This window comes from Clostridium punense (assembly GCF_017874425.1).
Lineage (GTDB): Bacteria > Bacillota > Clostridia > Clostridiales > Clostridiaceae > Clostridium_J > Clostridium_J punense.
In genome coordinates this window covers 1-22,018 of record NZ_JAGGLL010000011.1, presented here as the reverse complement: position 1 = coordinate 22,018, position 22,018 = coordinate 1, and the positions used below count along the sequence as shown (strand labels likewise).

The following is a 22,018-nucleotide window of genomic DNA, read 5'->3' as shown; positions in this document are numbered from 1 at the left end:
CCTTAAATTTATATACTTATAAGTTCTATCATTCCGGTGAATATTTTCTCCCATATGGAAATATCCTTATTGGGGAAATTAAAGTTTCCTACAATAATTTTATTTTTCTTCTTATAGAAGAAAATCATATTATAAACAGTGCCTAAGGCTGTAGGTGTTGTAAATGTAAAGTATTTTATACTATTATTTTTTAACTTCACCTCATCTTCCCTTACCCACTCAACATAAAGACCCATAGTTTTAAAATTATCTTCCATTCCCTTTTTAAAATCTTTAGAATTCATTGGACCATCTGAAGGCAAAGCATTAATCATAACTGAAACTCCTTCTTCTTCCTGGCTCTGGATAAAGTTTTCTTCAGTATCAGCTATTAACTTGAAATAGTCTTCTATTACAGGCATTTCAATATTTTCTCCAAGTAATTTTCTTCTTGAAAATTTGAGTTTTTTCCCGTACATTTCTAAGTATCCATTTTCTATGGCTTCTTTAATTTGCCTTTGCTCTTCTAACTGATGTTCCCCATCTGTAAGGTCTTCTTTTTTTAATGCTGCCTCTCTTTTTTCTTTTTCTAGTACCTTTTTTGCCATTTCCAGTTGGGCAATTTTCTCATCTATAGACATATTCCGTCACTCCTCATATTATTAATTAAGACACCTGCAAGAATCATATTAAGTCTACTCTTCTGCAAATGTCTTATCTTTATCTACCCTCTCATAAATCCCATCTAATCCACTAATATTCTCTTATACTCAATACTTCCATAGCCTCCAAATGTTTCTCTCCCCTGTTTAATGTGATTTAAAATTCTTACTAAGTACTCATAAATCTCACTATTTGAATAATCCCTATTACTAATTTTTAGTCTTGAGGAAATGTAGCTTGTTATTAAATCCCTTTCAATAGCACGTCCCTCTTGCAGACACATCATAGAAAAACTTATATCTAAGCTATTACTTAATTCATACTTAAAAGCTTCTTTAGCAAAGGCTTTTAATATGCGGGGGGATAAGGTGCTTTTTCCACTTCCAGCATAGGGACAGTTAATGAGGTTAACAGTGTCATATTCTGTTGACATGTCCTCAAAGTCTACATAGTCTATCCTTAATATGGCACCTTCTTTTACTTTAAATCTGCAAAGTTCCATTTCATCCTCATTAAGGTCTAAATTATCATCAATAAATATTTCAGTAGTATACCTTATAAAATCACTGTTTTTGGTTTCTCCTAGAAACCTTAATTTTAGTAAGGCTAGACTGTTTGTGTATCTGTAGGGAATCATATAGTCTTCTTTTAATACATAAAGCACATTTTCATACTTAATTATGCCTTTAGTAACAACTATATACTCCCCTTTCACCCCTATATCACAGCCACTTATTACTCCATTGGAATACTGAAGGCTGTATATATTGAATAAATCCCTTGGGAAATCTCTAAGTTGTTCTAGCATCTCAAGTTTTAGTATTCTACCATGGTTAAATAATGGATAAGTATTTAAAAACAACTTATCTCCTCCTTCCCCTTTAGGCATGTTGAAAAACAAATCAGTATCCTTGTGTAACTGGAAATATCCTTCCTAGCTTTCACTTGTTATTTATTTTCAGCTGCCTTATTTTAATCCGTCGAAAAAGTTCTTTTCCCATTGATCATTCTCAAAGGAGAAAAATCCCTCTTTTCCAATAAATAGTCCTTCTTCCTGCCTTAACACTGGTACTAGTGAAAAACCCCATTCCTCCTGTACTGACCATAGGAAGAATTTAACCTCATCGTTGACAATAGTGTCTGTTTCCTGCTGACTTATAGCATGTCCATACTTTCTTAGTATTTCTTCTGCCGTAACAGGTTTAAAGTCCTCAATATTTACGTTATAATCATACTCATGCCTAATGAGTCCATTGTTATCCTTAAGATATAGCTTTAAAACTATCCTTTCCATAAACCTAGAGATGGTTCCCTTATTTCTTCCTCTTTCAGTTCCATGGATTAATACCTTTTCTTCTCCTCTATGGGTAAAAGCAGTTATCACATAAGGTAAGGTAGGTTTTTTTGTGTTTAAAGTAACCTTAGTGTAACCAAACTTTTTCCCCTGCAAATACTTCAAGGATCCTTTAAGGCAGGCAAGCTTTAAGTCATAATCTCCCTTAGTATTTTTCTTATTTCTTTTAGCTTGAATAAATCTTCCAGGAATAAATTCTTTTAAGGCTTCCTTAAAAATCTCTACCTTACAAGACTGTCCTGTAAGCTTAATTATAGAAAAATCAAAGAGTCTTCTTTCCCTATCTAATTTTTCTAAAAACCTCTTTATGATGCTATATATATCAGCTTTAAATAAGGTATTAATTTCAAAAACACTTAAATTTATTTCTGGACCTTCCTTAGGAACTTCCAAAATACTATTTTTCAAAGAATACAGCTTCCATTTATCATAGGTAATGGTAGTGGTTTCTTCTGATAATTTTCTGTCCTCACTGGTTAAAAATACCCTTAATAAACTTGGATTATCAAAAAACTCCTTTTTTACCCTTTCAGCTATATCAAAGAGTAGGTAGTAATTACTTTTTACCTTATAATAATCTTCCGTGCTTCTGTTTTCATACTCTTTAAATCTTGTTGGAATTACTGTTTCTGCCTTAAGGTATTCTTCATTTAACCTATGATAAAGAGGCAAAACTCCATTTTCGTCTACTGCTCTGAATATATCTATATCAAAACCTTCTAAGATAGAAGCCCTAGCTTCTAGGGTGCCCTTTGTAAGTTTTTCTGCCATTAAAACCTTTATAAATTGCAGTATTTTATAAGTAAGATTATTTCCTCCAAAGTCTGTATCCCCATTTTCATAGGCAGTTTCAATGTTTATTTGATAGGATACTCTATTGTTGTGTATGCTAAACTCACAGGAGGATAAATCTGTGGTGCCACCGCCACAATCAATTATTAAAGCTTTATATCTTTCTCCCTCTGAATACTTATTGTTTTCAATAAGTTCTGATATGGTGTTAAATAACACTGCTGCCCCTTCTTCTAGGGTATTTTCACTTTCAATTTCATAATCTTTTAGTATTTCTTTAAAAAGCATGTTAAACTTGTATTTTTGCTTTGCAGGGGCAGAGATGTGTATATATTTAAAGTTGTATTTAAATCTTTGCTTTGCCAGGTTTATCACATATTCTAAATAAGCTTTTATTACTTCTTTTCTTTGAATAAATGCTCGTTTCCCTGTGCTGTCTGTAATTATTTCCATTCTCTCAAAGTCATTTATCCATCTTTTGATGTCATAAAAAACTGTTAATCCATCATCTATATAGGACTTTTGAGATATTTTTATGGCTTCATACCCAAAATAGTACTTCACCTTTTCATTTTCTACGGCTTTAACTCCTACCACACTTGGAATTAAAGGGGTGACTTCCAGTTGTTTTTGGGTTGAGTCCACCACCTTTACAAACTGAATTTCTTTTGAAGCTTCATTGATACTACCCATTAACCCATAAGCTGCCTCACTACTTGAATAAATTCCAGCAGTGGTGTTAGAGGTTCCAAAATCAATGGCTAAGGGAAGAGTGGTATCTTCAATTTTCCTTACTTCAAACTGTAGAAGGGGCAAAGAATGAAACTTTATATTACTTGGTATTAAATCTTCTTCATTATAGTAAATGTGATAAATATTTTCTGAATCCTTTTCCTCTAGGTATAATAAGTTATAGTGCTTATTTTTAGTTTCCTTTAGAGGAATAGAAGAGCTTCTTGTAATATAAAACTTTTCTTTTCCTTCTAAGTTATCTTTTATCACATTAAAGATTCCACAAAGGTGAAAATTGCTGTCTACTAGTAGCAAGTTTCCTTCTTTTAATTCTTTATTACTACTCAAGAGGTAATTATCAAAAATCTCCATATTCACATCTTCATAAGCTGTGATTTTGGTTGGATATTGTAGGGGTTCCCCAAAAACTTCTATCCTATCTACCTTTTTTAGAAAACTTTCAACTCTATCTATTCCACCTTCTGCATATTCCCTTATAAAAAGACTTTCTTCTTCTCCTCTATATCTCATAATAAGCCTTATTAATTCTTCTTTATCCAAAGGATTAATAATGCTTTTAACAATTTTTTCCCTATTACATATTTCCCTTAGCTGAAAGGTAGTCATTACCCTTAGTTCTCTTTCCTTATAAGTTCTTCTTGTAACTTCTCCATTTTTATTATCTTTCAAAAGCCTGTATGAATATGTGCTCATTCTATCATCCTTAACTTTCTACTAATTTATTACTATTTCATTAATTTTCATAGTTTCTTCTACCCCAAGAATTCCAAAGTGTTTTTCCCAATACAAATCTACCTTCATATTAATAGGTAGGAATAAGTTAATTATCATGTCTATTTTCTTCTTGGATTTTTCATTAATATATTCACCTAAATATATTAATAGCTCCTTAGGGTTATCTTGACTTACATAAATAATGCTATTTTTAAACATGGTTCTTGTTATTTTCTTAAATAAATGTAAAGAGGTTCCTGTGGAATATAGGGTTATCATAGAATTAAGCAAGGAGTTCACTTCATAAGAATTTAAATCCTCAGCAGTCTCTCGCAACTTTTCCCCATATAAACCCTTCATAATATCTGTCATTATGAACCTTTTATAAAACTCCTGTTTAGTTAATCCCTGTTTTAAATCTAATTCACCTAGGTAATGAATTACTATATCAAAAAGCACTTCTCTTAGTTCTTTGCTTTCTTCTAAGTCCACATGAAATAAATCCTTAAAAATCTCATAGAATCTGTAGTAGGGATTTATTTCAATGGCGGTTTCTTCTAATAGAGAATTTGTATTAACATCTGTAAATGCTATTTCCATATAAGGGCTATACACAGCTGCTGGCAAAAACTTTATGTTTTCTCTTGGTATGCCTTCATTGTAGGCTTTTAACAGTACATCCCATATATAATTCATATTAATCTACCTTCACATTTATATTCTGGATAGTGTAATTGAATTTCTGATACCAAAAAGCTTAAAATATCGTAAATCAAATAATTATTTCTATCCTTTTGCTTAAAATATAGGATCATATGCTTTTTTATTTCCTCTTCTCTTATTTCATCCTGGATAAAATAATTTAGTTCATAGGTGTCACAAGTTCTGTTATCCTTTTCCTGTTCTAGAGTTAAATACTGAAACTCAACAATACTAGAAGCCTCAAAGGAGTTTATAATTCTTATAATTTCTCCCTTTGTTTTTATTACTCGTGCATTTTTTGTTATAAACCTATGAGTGAAGCTAGTACCCCTACTATTAGAAATTAAGGGTTCACTATATTTTTCAAAGGTGGTTTTAGGCCTTGATCTTATTTGCCATACATCCCATAGCTGTGTTTCTTCACTTGGGCAGCATATTACTAAGGAATCTTTTCTTCTAATTATGTTGTCTATATTGTAATTTTTATACTCTACAATATAGCTATGATCTTTGTACTCTTCCTTTAGCATAATTGTATGTTCATAGTTAATTTTATCCTCACAGGGCATTGGAAACCCAATGCTTTTTAGTCTTAACGCCCTCACATTCCATAGAGGAACCATATTATAGTTAATAAATTTGGCGTATTCTCCAAAATCTACAGATATTTTAGTTATTGTCTTTTCCTTTTCTATGGCCTCCTCACAGCTTACCAGAACCACATCTGCCATCTTTGAAATATAGGGATTGTTTATTGTGGTCCAAGGTACATTGTTATCTATGAACCCTTTGTACAGCGTCTCCACTAAATTCCAATATTCTTTATTTTCTCTTAAAATAAATCTTCCCTCATAGGTTCTTCCTTGGGTTTCAATGGTGCCGTTAAAAACAATTTCCTGGGAAATTATGTCCCTAAATGTCGGATAATTGCACTTTAAAAATACTTTGAAAATATTAATTTCTTCCTTATTTTTTATGCTATCAATGATTTCACTAGCATCATATATTTTATCCCTCAAATCCTCCTGAATCATTGGATATAAGAACTCGTCAGTAGGGTCTATTTCTTCCTTGTTTACTATGGTGCAAAATAAATTGTAATCTTCCTCACAGTATTCACATTCATTAAAAACCCTGTGTTCTAGTTGGTTATACCTGTCTTCTCCATATTGCTGAAGGGAAGTAAACACACTACCTAAGACCTTTTTAAGGAGAGCCCTATCCTTTAAATCTTGTATACTATTTAATTTTTTATAGATTTCCTCTTCCATATTATCACCCTAGCTTTTAGCCATAGCTCTTTCTGCTGCTTGTAGCTTTTCTTGAACCTTTCTTCCTTCTTCTGTCATTCCTTCACTTTCATATATATCTTTTGCTAATTGGTACAATACCTTTGCTGCACTATATTCTTCTTTAATATATTTTTCATCTCCGTCCTTTTCGTACCTATCAGCTTTGGCTCTTTTGCTTGAAGATTCACTGATTTTTTTATCCATCAATTGTATTTTTGCTTCTAAATCCTTGGCAATAACTTCACTAGAACCTGCTTCTTTATAAACTTGTTTAGCCATAATGTAATACATTTTTGCACTAATATAATCCCCTGTACTGTAGCTTATGTCTCCCTTTTTTATATGCTCCACAGCCTTGTCTTCCTTAGCTAGGTTCTCCTTCTTTTTATCTTCCTCTTCCTTCTTTTCTTTTTCAGCCTTATCCTTAGCGTCTTTTTCTCCTTCTGCCTTTTGGGCATAGATTTTTTCTAATCTTTCAACTGCCTCTTTTCTCTCGTCATTAAGGTAATAATCCGTTGCTAAGTTCTTTGCCTGTTTGTATGCAGCTTCTGCATCTACTAAATTTCCTGCTTCAAGGCTTTTATCCCCCAGGTTCATATAATCCATAACCTTGATTGAATTTCTTGTAACCTCAAGCTTTTGCAATACATATTTTTCTGCCACATTATCTACCTTATTAGATTTATCCATGGCAGTTAAATACTTTTCTAAAGCCTCTTCATACTTCTTTTCCTTTAGCTTGCCGTCAGCATCTAAAATAAGCTCAATATGCTTATGCCAACTATCAAGTTTCTCTTTATCCTTCTTTAGTTTATATTTATTAGCAATATCTAAAGCTAACTTATATTCCTCACTAGCTTTTGTAATATTCCCATTTTCCACATATTCAGCTGCATTGACTTTGTGATTATTCATAAGTTCTATATTATCTATCTTTTTATGCCTATTTATGTTCCATATAACTAACCCAATAATTAAAACTATCAAAATTGGTATAGCTGCAATTATAGCTTTTTTTATCCAAGCCTTTTTATTAGGCTCTATATACACCTTGTCCACATAAGTTGCTACTAAGGTATAGTTTTCTATAGTATCAAGCTGCTTTGAAAGCAGCATATCTTCAATATTATCCGTTAATTCTTTAGGATCCTTTGCTCCATCTATGGCATCAGTAAATTCTTGCTCATCTACATTTTCCCATAAGCCTCTAGTTGATAGTGCAATAATATCCCCATCAATTAACTTTAACTTTTTTGATATGTAAGGATTATTTAATTTATTTTGTCCTAAATAGCAATATAAATTATTTCTTTCACTATGCTTTGATATTTTATCCAGTGAAATATCTTCTTCCTGGGATAAAATACTAGTTACAGATTGGTCTTCACTTTTGTGTCTTAAAAACCCTGCTCTAAATAAGTAAAATCTAGTGTTTCCTATGGTTGCATATCTAATTTTATTGTAGTTAGTGATAACCACTGTGAGAGAAGCCTTTAATCTCACTTCTCTACTTTGCATTATTAGCTCTTCATTGGCCTTATCCAGGATTTTTTTCATATACCTTCTATTCATAGAAGGCTTTTCTGTAAAATTTCTTATAATGCTTGCTACAGCTATTTGGGCACTTTCCATCTCTAAGGCATCATCTATGCCATCTGCTATAACATAACAAGCAAAGTCATCAAGTTCCACATACCCAAAGTAATCCTTGTTCTGTAGAAAGGTACCAGGTTCTGATATAAAATTGGTTTTAAATTTTGAATTCAATTTTCTCATTTCTTCACGCCCTAAACTTATTTAATTACACATATTTCATCAGTATGATACTTCCATTATTACAATATTGGTTTTTCTTTCTCCTAATACTTTGAATTACTTTAGCGGCTGCTAATGATAAATCTTTTTTGTTTCCACCAATAATATTTTCAAGTTGAGTCCAAGTTACTCCCTCATAAATCCCCTTATTCATTAACACCACTATATCGCCCTTTTGCAACCTTACAGGAGTTTCAAACATCTCCATATTTTCAAACTCCTCTTGGCCTAAGTAATATAAAAGTTTTTTCTCTTTTATTACTTGTAATGCACTTTCTTTGCTTATTTTTCCTTCATAAAATTTATTTTTTGCTAACACATTAATGGTGTGGCCTTCTGTTAATTTAAACAGTTCCCCTTGCCTAAACACTGCTATACTGATATTGCCAACTAGAGCATAATATAAAAGATTATCCTTTATAATTGCAGCTGCAATGCTAGTACCGCCTTGGTTGTTCTCTACTCTTTTTAAAATTTCTCTATTTGCTTCGTTGAAAGCTCTTTTAAAGAAGTATTCTAATTTATCCATAGTCTCTAGTTTTAAAAAGTTCTTACCTATAGTTCTAACGCTAATGATGCTGGAGATTCTTCCTGCTTCATTTTTTCCAAGACCATCCCCTAACACTGCTAAAGTACCTAACTCTCCTCTTATAACATCTAAGCAGTTTTCTTGAATTTCTTCTTTACCAATGGTAGATGATGTTTGAATTTGTAAACTTTCTTTATTTAATGCTTTAATAAGGATACTTTTAACTAAAAGCAAAATTATTAATAAAGCTATTAATGATACTAAAACTAAATAGTTATTTCTAATTATTATATCTACCATAGCCTTTTCTCCTAACCATTATCTTCCCACTCAAAGTGTTCTCCACAAAAGGCTACAAATAAAAATTTACTTTTCCCAAGTTCAATAACATCATAGGGCGATAACTCTGTAGGCATGTACGCCGCTTCCCCATTTAAGTATGCAATTCCTGAGGAATCACCTGGAAGTAGTACACTGTTTTTCTTTTTTGGATCATAAACTATAATTGCGTGGTTTCTTTTTGATACCCCATTGTCCCCTAGTATTTGTATATCCATGTCCTCCGCTCTTCCTATGAAGTTTTTTCCAGCTTTAATTTTGTAGTCCTTTCCTACCCTAGCACCTTCAATACATACAAGCCAACCACAAACTGGATTAATTTCCTGATATAAAAGATCCGTTTCTACTTCTAGAGGGTCTGGTTGTGGTATGTTATTTTCCTTTGTTGCAGTTTCAATATTGCAATATGGGCATATTGTTCCATAGCGTCTTTCACTAAACATATGTCCATTTTGACATCTAATAAGGCTCATTTATCTCACTCCATTTCATCTAAGTAAAAGCTTTGCTTTTGAAATAAATAATATGTCTCCCTTTTTAACTTTGCAGGGACTGTGTTTAACTACCCTATATTGGATTCCATCCTCTTTTTTTTGTATGGTGACTCCATTATTAAGGGATAAATCTTCCACATACCATTGTCCTCCAGCATAATTTAACACTGCATGTTCCTCTTCTATAAAATTTGAATATATAGAAGAACTTAAATCAATATCACTATTTGCTTGTTTTTTCCCAATAAGCACTGAGACTTTATCGTTAACTTCCCATTGTTTTATAATTTCATTATCTTCATTTACTAAAGCTATATTTTTTATCCTCTCAGGAGAATAAACCATTTGTTTATGAGTGCTTTTAAATAGCAGATAAAATACTACTGCTGCAAAAGCAATAAAAGCTATTATTAATAAGCTTCTAATTAATACTGAATCAATAGTTATATAAATTAAAATACATATTAAAGTTAGAATAATTCCTATGCACAAATTGATTAACTCTATTCCTGCATATAATCCATTTTCCCTAGTCTTCTTTTTTAAATTTAAATCTTCCAAAGTAACTCACTCCATTACTTTTTTTTAGTACTGAAAAAACTGTTAAAAATCTGTGATGTATCTAAAGGATTTTTTTGGTCTTTATTTAAAAAGTCTTCCTTTACTTCACTACTATTGGCATTAAAACCAAAGAAATTTTCAAATTGGGCATTTAAGTTTTCCATGGCACTTTTTATATCTGTAGCCTTAGCCCCTTGATTACCATTACCCCTTTTGCTCTTTTGGTCTTCCCTTTTAGATCCTTTATTTACGAGTTTATCATCATATTCATTTCTTAATTTTTCATCACTTAGCACATTATATGCTTCATTTATCTCATGAAACTTTTCTGTTAAAGTAGCATCATTAACATTGGTATCTGGATGATACTTTTTAGCAAGTTTTCGAAAGGCCTTTTTTATTTCCTCCCGAGTGGCATCCTTTGATACCTCTAATATTTCATAATAATTTTTCATAGTCTACCTCTTTAAATTTGGGCTTTTTATCAGTAAGCCCTAATGACTTCAAATTAGGTTTCTATATTATAAAAGTTAACTTTCCAACTAAAGCTTTTCCTATGATGCTAGAACTTTTCTCTAGACTCTTTAAATTAAGCCTGTATGAGAAATTATAGGAGAGAAACTCTCCTATAATTAATTTAATTAAGCGCTATATCCGCCCTCAATTTTTACTTGATCTAGCTTGTCTTTCTTTTGCTTAACTACAAGCTCAAAAGTACCAACGCCTTCTGTATCTCCATAATGCTCTTTGTAATCAACTACAAAAGCATTTGGGAAGAATATTTTTCTAATTATTTGATCTGCTGAAAGTACCTCTACAGTTACCTTTCTATAGCAATCTGCTTTTTCTGCTGGAATTAAAGACCAAACTCCCATTTGTCTTGTTCCATCAAATTCTTCTCCATCTAAAGCAGTTAGTATTTTTCCACTAATAACCATAGTGCTTCCAACATCTTTAGAACGTGCATTTGAATCTTCTGGTGTATCAGTCTTTAAAACCACTTTTCTTACACTTTCAATACCAAGTTCAATTTTTTCTGCGCCTTCAATAGTAACTTTAAATCCCATTTTTTCACTCCCCTTTATTAATTTTAAATTTCTTTCTTATTTGTTCTTTTTCTTTTTTGCAGAACTAGCAAAGGCATAAATTAATACCAAAGCACATACTGCTACAGAACCATATTTAACTATGTCGTACATAACATTTCCTCTTCTTGTTTATTATTCTCCAAATCCGCCTTGGAACTTAACCATAGCAGTTTTGTCTTTCTTTTGTTTTAGGTAAAGACTGAAAGTTCCTACCCCTTCTTCATCCCCATAGCTTTCAATGTAATTTACAACAAAAGCATTTGGTAGGTTAATTTGTCTTACTACTTGTGATGCTGAAATAACATCTACTGTTACATTTCTATAACAATCTGCTTTTTCAGCTGGAACAAGTGACCATTGTGCTAACTTCATTGTGCTGTCAGCAGCCTCACCATCCACTGGTGTTAATATTTTCCCCTTAACAACTAAAGTTGTCCCAAGGTCAGTAGAACGTGCATTTGAATCGTCTGGTGTATCAGTTTTAAATTCTACTGTAAGGATGTTTTCAATGCCTAAGTCAATAGCTTCTGCACCTTCAACTTTTAATTTAAATCCCATACTCTTTTCCTCCCTTTATATTGATATTTATAATTTGTGATAGCAGCAAAAGCTGCTATCACTAATTAACTAAATTAATTTTTAGTGATTACCTGCTAACTTGCTACGCTTCTAGTTATCTCAACTTCTAAATTCTTAACATTTCCATTAAATACAATGTTAATATTGCATGTACCACTAGTTTCATCCATAGAGAAGCTAATATCGTCGCCCTCTTGAATAATAGAATTTATATGTCCTTTATTTGCTAACCACTTGCTCTTCATGCTATTTGGGTTATTACTAAAGAACTTCACAATGTTATCTTGTTTAAAATCATTAGTATGGAATCTTAGCATTCTTTCTATATAAGTGGTAACTAAGGTTTTATACATAGATTCATAATCAGTACCTGTTGTAAGTAAACTTCTTGATTTGTAAACAGTTATTTGTTTTATATCTTTTCCTTGTACTTGTGCATTGTCTGAAGAAAACACAAAACCAAAGTTTTTCCTATTTATTGAACTCTTTATTTCATTGGTAAACCCTGATATCTCTTTTGCTAAGGTAGTAGTTACCCTTAAAGAGTTGTCTCCTGATTCAATGTCAAACCTTACCCCTGGGTATTCATAGGATGTATTTTTATAGGCTTCTCTTAGGAATTCTGGACACTGGTATGCAGCCACAATTCCTGCTGCAACATAGGCTCCTCCTATATATACCCCCTCAATCCAAAGCTTCATTATATCTTCTTTTTCCTTTGATAACTGAGCTGTACCACCATCTGTTATTATCATCTTATTGTCTAATACAACTCCTGACTTATCCTTTGGAATTATTGTAAAGTTTGGTACACAAGGTATTGCAAACTCACTGTAATCTTTACGAGTTAATGGCAGGCATTTCTCCATAAATCTATCAATTCCTGCAGTTGCTACATGATTAAAGGTTGTATCTTCTCCTGTTTGGAAACTAAAGAATACCTGTATCCTGTAATTTTTCACTGTATTTAAAAGCAGTGCTAAATCCTCCATAGAATTTCCCTCTGCCTTATTTGATTGAGTATTTCCTTTAAATCTTTCTCTTCTAACCTTGCTCTTTCCATACCCTTCTAATTCCACAGAAGGAACTATTCCAAACCAAATTGTATTAGTAAAATCATTTTTATCATTAACTGTGTTTAGGTAGGTAGTAAGTCTAGGTAGGTTATTTGAATTAATTAATCTATTTACTGGTGTATTAGTAACTAGTAATGAAGGTTGCATTCCTTTACTTTTAGTTTTATATTGTTCAAAGAACATCTTTACTCCTACTAGCTTCTCAACTAAAGGTTTTACTGTTTTCACAAAGTCATCTTTAGCACTTTTGTAAAACTCAAGATACGTATTATAATTTGCAACTTCTAGTTCTACATCAATTCTACTCTCCATAGTTGATGCTAATGGGCAGAAGGTTCTTACCACAAGACTTTTCACATAATCTGATTTAACATCATTAACTGCATCATAGTCTTCTTCAAAAGCTTCTATTAAACCTAAGTTTGCATTATCATCTAAAACTACTAAAGAAGTTTCTTCATTCTTAGGAGCTTCTAAAATTTTAAGTTCTCCATTTTCACCCATGCTTAAAGCTCCAATTTTAAGCTCTACATTATCTGCTTTGTTATCTTCTTGCCCTAGAAGTAGTCTTGTTTTAATATCCTCAATAGCTAGTGGAATCATAGCCATTATATTGTTATAGTTACTACTTGCTTCTTCAAACATATAATTAAGCTTGTCCCCTAAATCTAGTTTACTTGGATCTTCTTCCTCTAGATTTTCATACTTTGAATAAAGATATTGGATTTCCTTTCTTGATTGTCTAATATCATCCATTACTTTTTTTGGAGAAATCATATCCAATAATTTTTCAAACTTAAAATCTACGTTAGCAATTCCTTGGGCACTTTTCGTATCAATTAAAGTAAATAACATTTTTAGAAAGTCATTGGACTGGTTTATGGGTATTTCTGTTACATATCCCTCTGGAAGGTTTTCTGGCTTGTTTAATGTGTACATAACTTTTTGATTGGTTGCATTATAAAAGGAATATACAACTGGTGAAAATTTGTCTAGAAATTCATCAAAGCTCCTAACTAATAGTGCCTCATTTATTTCCTTAATTTTGTCATCATTTAAACTACTTAGCCCCTTGGTGTCCCCAATTAATGTGATTAAATCTAACTTTTGAGGATTTATTTCCTCAAATAGGATCGTCCTATTTGTTTGTTGAATAACGTCCATCTTGCCACCCCTTTTAAACTAATATATGTTGTTTTATTATATTTACTAGGAATTTAATCCTATGGATTCACAGCAACATCTTACAAATTTATTTATGTTTTTAATGCTAGTGTTCATTAAATGCATTATAACCATTTTATTCCATATTATGTATTATCTATACATATTTTTATATAAAATTACATTATATGTATAAATTTTATAAGTTATTTTGTATTTATACAACATTTTCTCAATAAGTTAATAGATATTTAAAATACGCGAAATCTAAATAACATAATTTACATGTTCAACAATATTATTGTTATTTCCCTATTTATCGTCATTTTTATGGATATTATTTTTTTACACGATTAACATATAATTTTATATTCCACTTTTAGTCACATTTTATTTACTTACTCATGTATTATATTATAAAATTAACACTTACTTGTTTTAATTAATACATAATTTACATTATTTTAGTTTTAATTTTAATTAAATTTGACTTATATTGAATTAAATCCTATTCATATTCCACCTTATTATAATTTTGTATTAAAACAACATTCTTCATGAACTTAAATGCTTAAATCCTTTTATATTATATTTTTAGCAATTTAAATTTAAGAAGTTATTCCTACTATTCTAGTAAAAAAAGGCAGGTAGATGTTTATAAACATCTACCTGCCTTTTTACAGTTGCATTATGCTCTATTAATTTTTATTCTTTAATTTCTCCATTGGTTCCTATGGTCACTTCTCTATAAGGAACTATTACTCCTGCTTGTAGCATTGCAGTTTTAACAGCACTTACAATTCCACCGCAGCATGGTACTTCCATTCTTGCCACTGTAATACTTTTTATTTTATTATTCATAAGTATTTCAGCTATTTTTTGTCTGTAGTAATCATTGTCATCAAGTTTTGGGCATCCAATTACAGTGATATGACTTTTAATAAAATCTCTATGGAAATTTGCATAAGCATAAGCTGTACAATCTGCTGCAATTAACAAATTAGCATTATTAAAATATGGTGCATTTGGATGTACAAGCCTTAGTTGCACTGGCCATTGCATTAATTCAGAAGGAGAGCCTTCTTCATTTGTCGCTTTAGTTTGAATTTGAGGAGTTAGGGTTATCTTCTTTTCTATGGTCTTAGCCATAGTTCCAGGACATCCACAAGGCAATGTTTTTTCAACCTGCTGTGGTTCCTCTTCCCCTTGAGCTTCCATAGCCTTTTTAGCCCTGATTCTCATTTTTACTGCATCATCATCATAAGCTTCTGCATCTCTTTCTATTATTTCAATTGCATTTGTTGGGCAGTTAGGAAGACAATCCCCAAGTCCATCACAATAAATATCACTTATTAAAACTGCTTTTCCATCTATAAGTTCGATAGCTCCTTCATGGCAAGCTGTTACACAAAGTCCACAGCCATTGCATTTATCTGCATTTATTTCAACAATTCTTCTTTTCATATATTTTTACCCCCAATATAGTAAAATTAATAAACTAAAACCAAACTAACTAAGAAACCAATATAGTTAAAACTTTTATTAAAACTTACTGAACATAATTAATATTACTCTTTATATTCTAATTATATATTTTTTTATTAAAAGTGTATGTAACCTATGTTACCTATACAAATTTCTTTACAGCTCACCTTTTATTGTACTGAACTTTTATGAGATTTAGTATTTCTCATAGCTCTCTACGCCCTTTACTATTACCATCTTGTAAGGTAAACGAGCTTATACCACTTTGTGAAATCTATTTTATTCTTCCTATTTTATAGCTGTTAGGAATATGTTTTATCTCCTCCTCAATAGCTTCGTCAACACAAACTATGGCAACAGTTGCTGGTCCTGCTGATCTATGTACATCAATATTGGAATCACACTCTAAGGTGAAAATCCTACTATTACTTCTTGCTAGCTCCTGTGCTTCATACAAGATTCCCTTTGACCCCACTGGTACAATTTCATAAACTCTACCTTTAGATAATAACTCCTTTAGGGTGTTATACTGAAATATGTCCTTATCATCATAGTAGTCCAACTCACTACCTACCTTAGGAACACCAATAGAATAAATTACACTACTCTTTTCTATGCTGTTAACTTTAATATCTTTTTTATTTGCAATTCCAATGACAGTGACTCCAAGGCCTGTAGAAAAGGCTGGGAAATTCTCTTCAGTGCTTCCCCCTAAAGCTACATTAGTTAGACCTGCATTACTAAGTTCACTTTCTATTCCTCTTATTATTTCTCTTCCCGTTGGCTCCATTTCAGCACACACATTATCTATAACTGTAACTATTTGAGCATTAGCTGCCATAACTTCTAAAATTCCAACCCTTACACCATACTTACCAGTAATAAAAGGTTCAACCTTTAAAGCATCATATTCCTTATTCCCAATACTTCCACAGCTATCACAAGCAATTACCATAGCTTTTTCTTCATCTATAGAAATAATAATTAAATCTCTTACTTTTTTTATGTTCATCCTTAACACCTCAAATTTAAAATACTATTCACCTAATTATAAACCCTATAACCCCAAATCATAAGCGGAATTTTATAAAATTTAAAATTATAGCCCTCTTAAAGGTTCTCCTTTCCACAACTTTAATTTGTTTTTAAAACAATCCTATACCCCTAATTTTACACCTTATTTTCAGCCCTATTTTTTTCTCCAATCGCTGAAACCCGCATAAACACTATATCTTCTTATATTCTTATATTCTTATATTCTTTTCTCGTTATATTGTTGTCTTCTTCTCTTCTTATGTTCTTATCCTTTTTTCTTCTTAAATTCTTGTATTTTTAACTTCTTATCTTCTTGAACCTTTTGACCTAGATCAATAACTTTTAATAAATACTTTTATAATATAGTCATCCCTTAGTTTAACATTTCACTATACATGGAAAACCTATGCAATATAGGTTATAATACATAGATGAAATCACAATGAATAAACATAATTTTTATTTATTTTCAGATACCTTATCCTAATATTAGAAAGTGATGTGATAAAAATGGCTAAAGCAACCTTTAAGGGCAGCATAATGCTAAATCCCGTTCCTGCGGTGCTTATTACTTCTAAGAGCAAAGAAGGATTAGATAATGTATTTACTGTTGGCTGGATTGGAACCGCTTGTACAAAACCACCTATGATCACTGTAGCCATAAGACCAGAAAGACTTTCTTATAAGTACATAAAAGAAAGCGAAAACTTTATTGTAAATTTACCTTCAAAAAACTTAGTTAGAGCTGTAGATTACTGTGGTGTGCGTTCTGGAAAGCAAATAGATAAAATTAAAGAAATGGGCTTCACTTTAGAACCAGGACAGGAAGTTTCTTCTTCCATTATTAAAGAATGTCCAATTGCCTTTGAATGCAAAGTTAAATCCATAACTCCCCTTGGAAGCCATGATTTATTTTTAGCTGAAGTTCTTTGCTGCCATGTAGATGAAGATTTAATTGATGACAAAGGAAAAATACATTTTGAGCAGGCAGATTTAATTTCTTATTCTCATGGCGAGTATTTTTCTCTAAACAATAAACCTCTAGGGAAATTTGGTTACTCTGTAATGAAAAAGAAAGCTTCTCCTAAAAAGAAGAATAAAAATGTGAAAGGTGTGAAATAAAATGAACTTTGTTAAAGTTGCCTCTGCTTGCCCGGTAACAAAAGTGGCTGATGTAGATTTCAACTTAGAAAACATAAAAAAATGTATTGATGACAGCTTAGTTAAGGAGAGTAAAGTTATAGTTTTTCCTGAACTTTCAATAACCTCTTATACTTGTAGTGACTTATTTCTTCAAAGAAGACTTTTAGATAAAAGTGAAAATGCCTTGGAAAACCTTTGTAATTACTCTGAAGATAAGGATATATTAATAGCGGTAGGTGCTCCTTTTGAGCACAATAATCTATTATATAATGCAGCTTACATAATTTTCAAAGGAAAAATTCTTGGAATAGTTCCTAAGAGCTATCTTCCAAACTACTCAGAGTTTTATGAAAAGCGTTGGTTTAGCAGTGGCTTGCATGTGGATACGGATCTTATTGATTTATCCTTTCAAAAGGAAATTCCCTTTGGAACAAATTTAATTTTTACCTGTGGTGATATTAAGATAGCCTTTGAAATTTGTGAGGATCTTTGGGTAACCATTCCTCCAAGTAGTTATTTAAGTATTCTTGGAGCTAACATTATCTGTAACCTTTCTGCTTCAAATGAATTAGTAAGCAAAAGTGATTATAGAAAGAACCTTATCTCAAATCAAAGTGCTAGATGCATGAGTGCTTATGTATATTCCTCAGCTGGAGTTTTTGAATCTACCACTGACTTATTATTCAGTGGTCACTTAATGATTTCTGAAAATGGGTCTACCCTTGCTGAAAATGAAAGATTCCAAAGGGAAAATGAAATTATCACTGGAATTATTGATATAAATAAACTTAAAGCTGAAAGACTTAAGAATGTAAGTTTTAGAGATAGTGTAGCTTTTTGTCCTTTTAAAGGAAAGTATATTAACTTTGCCTTTGATAATATAGAGATAAGCACCTTTGATAGATACATAGATAGACATCCTTTTGTTCCTAGCAACGAGCATGAACGTGATGTCCGCTGTGAAGAAATTTTTAATATTCAAGCTTCTGCCCTTGCAAAGAGATTTTGCCATACAAACTCTAAGAAAGCAGTAATTGGCATCTCTGGCGGACTAGATTCTACTTTAGCTCTTCTAGTGGTTGTAAAAACTTTTGATATTCTTGGACTTCCAAGAAAGAATATTGTAACTATAACCATGCCTGGGTTTGGAACTACTGATAGAACCTATACCAATGCCTTAGATTTATGTAATCAATTAGGTACGGATTTAAGAGAAATTAATATTGTTGAAGCTTCACTTCAACACTTTAAAGATATTGGCCACAAAGCAGAAATTCATGATGTCACCTATGAAAATGTTCAAGCAAGGGAAAGGACCCAAATTCTTATGGATCTTGCTAACAAAGAAGGTGGCCTTCTAATTGGTACTGGCGACTTATCTGAGCTTGCTTTAGGTTGGTGCACCTATAACGGAGATCACATGTCTATGTATTCTGTAAACTGCTCTATTCCTAAAACTCTTGTAAGGTATTTAGTTAAATACGTAGCAGAAAAACAGCTTTCCGGAAAAGTGTCAGAAACTCTTCTTGATATCCTAGATACTCCTGTAAGTCCTGAGCTTCTTCCTAAGGATAAAAATGGAGAAATAACTCAAAAAACAGAAGACATAGTGGGTCCTTATGAACTTCATGATTTCTTCTTATATTACTTTATAAAACAAGGAGCCACTCCTGAAAAGATATTATTCTTAGCCAAGGCTGCCTTTAAGGACTATTACTCTGAAGAAGAAATTTCTAAATGGCTAAATATGTTCTTAAGACGGTTCTTCACTCAACAATTTAAGCGTTCTTGCCTTCCTGATGGCCCAAAGGTTGGAACTATAAGCTTATCTCCAAGAGGAGACTTGAGAATGCCTTCAGATGCTAGTTATAATGGCTGGATTTAAGCAGTATATCTAAAAAGTTTGAATTTGATATATAAAAATATAAAACCTTAAGCTGAAAGTTTATTTCCCAGCTTAAGGTTTCTTTCTAATTGGTCATTAATTCTTCTATATTACTTAACTACACCTATTATTCTTCTTAGACTCTTCTAAATACTTAAGAGCTTTTTCCATATTATTTTGCTTTATATAATATTCAGTTAAACTTAAGTATACCTTCATTTTTTCACAGGAGTTGTTTACTTTTTCAACAATTCCTAAAATTTTAAAGTAAATATCTTCAACATCCTTATGTTTATCTAGTTTTTCATAAATATCTATAAGTAAATAATATCCTCTTAGTAAGTAATTATTATCATTATACCTAGTTGCTAAATCAACACCTAATTTAAGGAGAATTATAGCCTCAGTATACAAGCCTCTCTTAATATAGACTCTAGACTTGTCTATTATAGTATGAGATAAGTATTCTTCATCATATTCCATTCTTATGGTCTCTGATTTACTAAAAGCTTTAAGGCTCTCATCTAGTTCATCCTTTTCTAGATAAAACACACCTATATTGTTATAAATAACTGCCTCGTCCATTTTTTTTATTCCTTCAAAGCCTTGAACTAAATTTTCTAATATTTCTATAGCTTCTTGGAGCATCCCCTTAGATTCTAAACAATTAGCTTTTAGTATATTAGCTATAATATATTTTTCATTATAATCCTCTCGTCCCTGAATTTTTGAAAGATATAAATCAATGCTTTCCATTGCCTCATCAGACATTTCTAGTCTTGAATAGCATAAAGCCATATTAAAGGTTGCATTTGTCTCAACCTCAATATCCTTAGAAGCTGCTGCAGTCAATCTTGCTCTATTATAATATAATAAAGCTTCTTCATAGTCTAGTTCATTGTATTTGCACATTCCAAGTCTGTTATTTACATAACCTTGAAGAAAACTTTCATTTATTTCTTTACATACATCTGCGGCTTCACTATAGCTAATAAATGCTTCTCCAAATTTAAGCTCTTTATATCTTATATCCCCTAGAGCTTTATAAGCCTCTGCCTTAGATTTCTTTAAAGAATACTTTTCCCCAATCGAAATGACTTCTCTAATTTCCCCTTCTGAAGGATTGTTTTCTAACTTCTCCTCACAATAGTTCCTTGCTTCATCTTCCTCAGACATTAGTAAGTAGTTCTCATCTATATTTAGTTCTACCCCTAACTCCTCAGCTTTTTTATTCAACTTTTGTGCTATAAATCTTGCTGTTTTCTTATTTAGCTTCCTAGTACCTACCTCTATCATTCCAAAGTAGCCTCTAGTCATATTTTCATCTTGAAAATCATCTTGTTTCATTTTAAGCTGTTTTCTAATTTTCTTAATTCTTTTTCCTGGTGGTAAAAATTCCATCTAACTCATCCTTTATACAGTATTTTTCAAATATTATCACTTTTCTTCGTGAAGTACGCCCCATATTCTCTCACACTTTTACCCTGAGTTTCTTAAAATTTTAAACCTATGATTTTATAATCTTTGATAAGTTAGTAGCTATGAAGCTATAAGCTAAATCTATAGATAAACTTGCCTATTTGTATATATCTACTATAAGACCTGTTATTTCATCAATAGTTCCTGCAATATCTAGGTTCTCTTTCTCCTCACTAAGGAGCATAGCTGTTAACTCTTCTAGTTTCTCATCAACTGTTTCAACTGTAACATAATATTGAGTTTGCCAAAAACTTATGTCTTTTTTTACAGAATACATAAAAGCTAGCATAGATTCTAAGTATTCTTTTATAGCTCTTTTATAAGCCTTAACATCTGCATAACATTTAGAAACTGCTAATCTATTTCCTTTGTTTTTTATGTCTTTAAACATTTGCTTTAATTCTTCTTCTGACTTTTGCTGACGTGCAAAGTTAAAGTTTTTAGAGAAATCACTTTTGCTACTTATAGAAATCCCTTCTTGTTTCACAGGAGTGCTTCTTCTTATCTTTGATATTTCCATGTACCTAACTCCTTTCAGTTTCACTATAAGTTAATTATATATGGTGAAGCATTTTAAATCCCTTAAATTCTCTCATTACCCTCTATAATTATTATAATGAATTCTTTGAGTTTAATCCAGTAAATTTGCACCGATAATAAATAAGGTTTATAATTATATTTATGGATTTTATTCAACCTATGTATAGAGTTAAATTTTAAACTTAATTTATTGATTACTTCTATGGTAGTTCCCCTAAAATTTTATGGAGAAGAATAAACTACATTCTCATTTTGGAAGGCCTTAGTTACATCAAAAGTTAAAGTATTTTTCTTTAAAGTACGAAAATGATTAACTTTATCTTAATGTATGAAGTATTTTTATTATATATAAACTTAAAATTAAGATCAAAACTGTAGATTAAATCTATTAAATTCTCATAATACTATAGAAGACGAGTACAATGTTAATTTTATACTTTCTATGATATATAGATTTACCACTCCGAAATTTAAAGTATTAACAAGCTTAATCTTCCCAATAATAACTCTAAGACTTATCAAAGGAGTTATTATTATGGGAAGAAAGCAAACAAGGA

The 22,018-nt window shown here is 31.4% G+C and carries 19 protein-coding genes; 2 read left to right on the top strand and 17 right to left on the bottom strand.

All coding sequences use genetic code 11. The features are described from left to right. Nucleotides 1–8 precede the first annotated feature (8 nt). The 15 genes from J2Z44_RS08285 to J2Z44_RS08215 form a co-directional block, all read right to left on the bottom strand. A complete protein-coding gene (locus J2Z44_RS08285; RefSeq protein WP_021281343.1) occupies nt 9–620 on the bottom strand; it encodes a hypothetical protein in 612 nt (203 codons plus the stop codon). 104 nt (nt 621–724) lie between these two features. Next, nucleotides 725–1,504 (bottom strand): hypothetical protein, encoded by a 780-nt coding sequence (locus J2Z44_RS08280; RefSeq protein WP_021281342.1) that lies wholly within the window; start codon nt 1,502–1,504, stop codon nt 725–727. Between the two features lie 105 nt (nt 1,505–1,609). Next, nucleotides 1,610–4,234 carry an acetate and sugar kinases/Hsc70/actin family protein gene (locus tag J2Z44_RS08275; RefSeq protein ID WP_021281341.1) on the bottom strand — a complete coding sequence of 875 codons (2,625 nt, stop codon included), beginning with the start codon at nt 4,232–4,234 and terminating at the stop codon, nt 1,610–1,612. Nucleotides 4,235–4,255: 21 nt separating this feature from the next. After that, nucleotides 4,256–4,951, bottom strand: a complete 696-nt coding sequence (locus tag J2Z44_RS08270) for a hypothetical protein (protein WP_021281340.1) — start codon at nt 4,949–4,951, stop codon at nt 4,256–4,258. Further along, nucleotides 4,948–6,228: a hypothetical protein gene (locus tag J2Z44_RS08265; RefSeq protein ID WP_021281339.1), complete on the bottom strand. Its 1,281-nt coding sequence runs from the start codon at nt 6,226–6,228 to the stop codon at nt 4,948–4,950. The genes J2Z44_RS08270 and J2Z44_RS08265 overlap by 4 nt, the downstream gene beginning before the upstream one ends. A 9-nt stretch (nt 6,229–6,237) precedes the next feature. Next, a complete protein-coding gene (locus J2Z44_RS08260) occupies nt 6,238–8,025 on the bottom strand; it encodes a PP2C family protein-serine/threonine phosphatase (protein ID WP_021281338.1) in 1,788 nt (595 codons plus the stop codon). A 25-nt stretch (nt 8,026–8,050) separates the two neighbouring features. Continuing rightward, complete coding sequence (locus tag J2Z44_RS08255; RefSeq protein ID WP_021281337.1) at nt 8,051–8,893, bottom strand: PP2C family protein-serine/threonine phosphatase; 843 nt, start codon at nt 8,891–8,893, stop codon at nt 8,051–8,053. An 11-nt stretch (nt 8,894–8,904) separates the two neighbouring features. Beyond that, nucleotides 8,905–9,405, bottom strand: a complete 501-nt coding sequence (locus J2Z44_RS08250; protein WP_021281336.1) for an FHA domain-containing protein — start codon at nt 9,403–9,405, stop codon at nt 8,905–8,907. 15 nt (nt 9,406–9,420) lie between these two features. Next, nucleotides 9,421–9,987, bottom strand: coding sequence for an FHA domain-containing protein (locus J2Z44_RS08245; RefSeq protein WP_021281335.1), 567 nt, complete (start codon nt 9,985–9,987; stop codon nt 9,421–9,423). 14 nt (nt 9,988–10,001) lie between these two features. Beyond that, entirely contained in the window at nt 10,002–10,442 is a 441-nt protein-coding gene (locus tag J2Z44_RS08240) for a DnaJ domain-containing protein (RefSeq protein WP_021281334.1), read from the bottom strand. Nucleotides 10,443–10,628: 186 nt separating this feature from the next. Next, complete coding sequence (locus tag J2Z44_RS08235; protein WP_021281333.1) at nt 10,629–11,054, bottom strand: hypothetical protein; 426 nt, start codon at nt 11,052–11,054, stop codon at nt 10,629–10,631. A 153-nt stretch (nt 11,055–11,207) separates the two neighbouring features. Further along, nucleotides 11,208–11,633: a hypothetical protein gene (locus tag J2Z44_RS08230; RefSeq protein ID WP_021281331.1), complete on the bottom strand. Its 426-nt coding sequence runs from the start codon at nt 11,631–11,633 to the stop codon at nt 11,208–11,210. Nucleotides 11,634–11,728: 95 nt separating this feature from the next. Further along, nucleotides 11,729–13,894, bottom strand: a complete 2,166-nt coding sequence (locus tag J2Z44_RS08225) for a hypothetical protein (RefSeq protein WP_021281330.1) — start codon at nt 13,892–13,894, stop codon at nt 11,729–11,731. Nucleotides 13,895–14,599: 705 nt separating this feature from the next. Continuing rightward, nucleotides 14,600–15,358, bottom strand: a complete 759-nt coding sequence (locus tag J2Z44_RS08220; RefSeq protein ID WP_021281329.1) for an ATP-binding protein — start codon at nt 15,356–15,358, stop codon at nt 14,600–14,602. 295 nt (nt 15,359–15,653) lie between these two features. Beyond that, nucleotides 15,654–16,391 carry an AIR synthase related protein gene (locus J2Z44_RS08215; RefSeq protein ID WP_021281328.1) on the bottom strand — a complete coding sequence of 246 codons (738 nt, stop codon included), beginning with the start codon at nt 16,389–16,391 and terminating at the stop codon, nt 15,654–15,656. 533 nt (nt 16,392–16,924) lie between these two features. On the opposite strand from J2Z44_RS08215, the gene J2Z44_RS08210 reads away from it, so the two are divergent. Then, the gene (locus tag J2Z44_RS08210) at nt 16,925–17,536 is read left to right on the top strand and encodes a flavin reductase family protein (protein WP_021281327.1); all 612 of its coding nucleotides are present in this window, start codon (nt 16,925–16,927) and stop codon (nt 17,534–17,536) included. A 1-nt stretch (nt 17,537) separates the two neighbouring features. After that, nucleotides 17,538–19,442: an NAD(+) synthase gene (locus J2Z44_RS08205; RefSeq protein WP_021281326.1), complete on the top strand. Its 1,905-nt coding sequence runs from the start codon at nt 17,538–17,540 to the stop codon at nt 19,440–19,442. Between the two features lie 114 nt (nt 19,443–19,556). Here the strand turns inward: J2Z44_RS08205 and J2Z44_RS08200 are convergent, their stop codons facing one another. Continuing rightward, the gene (locus J2Z44_RS08200; protein ID WP_209649483.1) at nt 19,557–20,843 is read right to left on the bottom strand and encodes a helix-turn-helix transcriptional regulator; all 1,287 of its coding nucleotides are present in this window, start codon (nt 20,841–20,843) and stop codon (nt 19,557–19,559) included. Between the two features lie 175 nt (nt 20,844–21,018). Beyond that, entirely contained in the window at nt 21,019–21,441 is a 423-nt protein-coding gene (locus J2Z44_RS08195; protein ID WP_021281323.1) for a YaaR family protein, read from the bottom strand. Nucleotides 21,442–22,018: the final 577 nt, after the last annotated feature.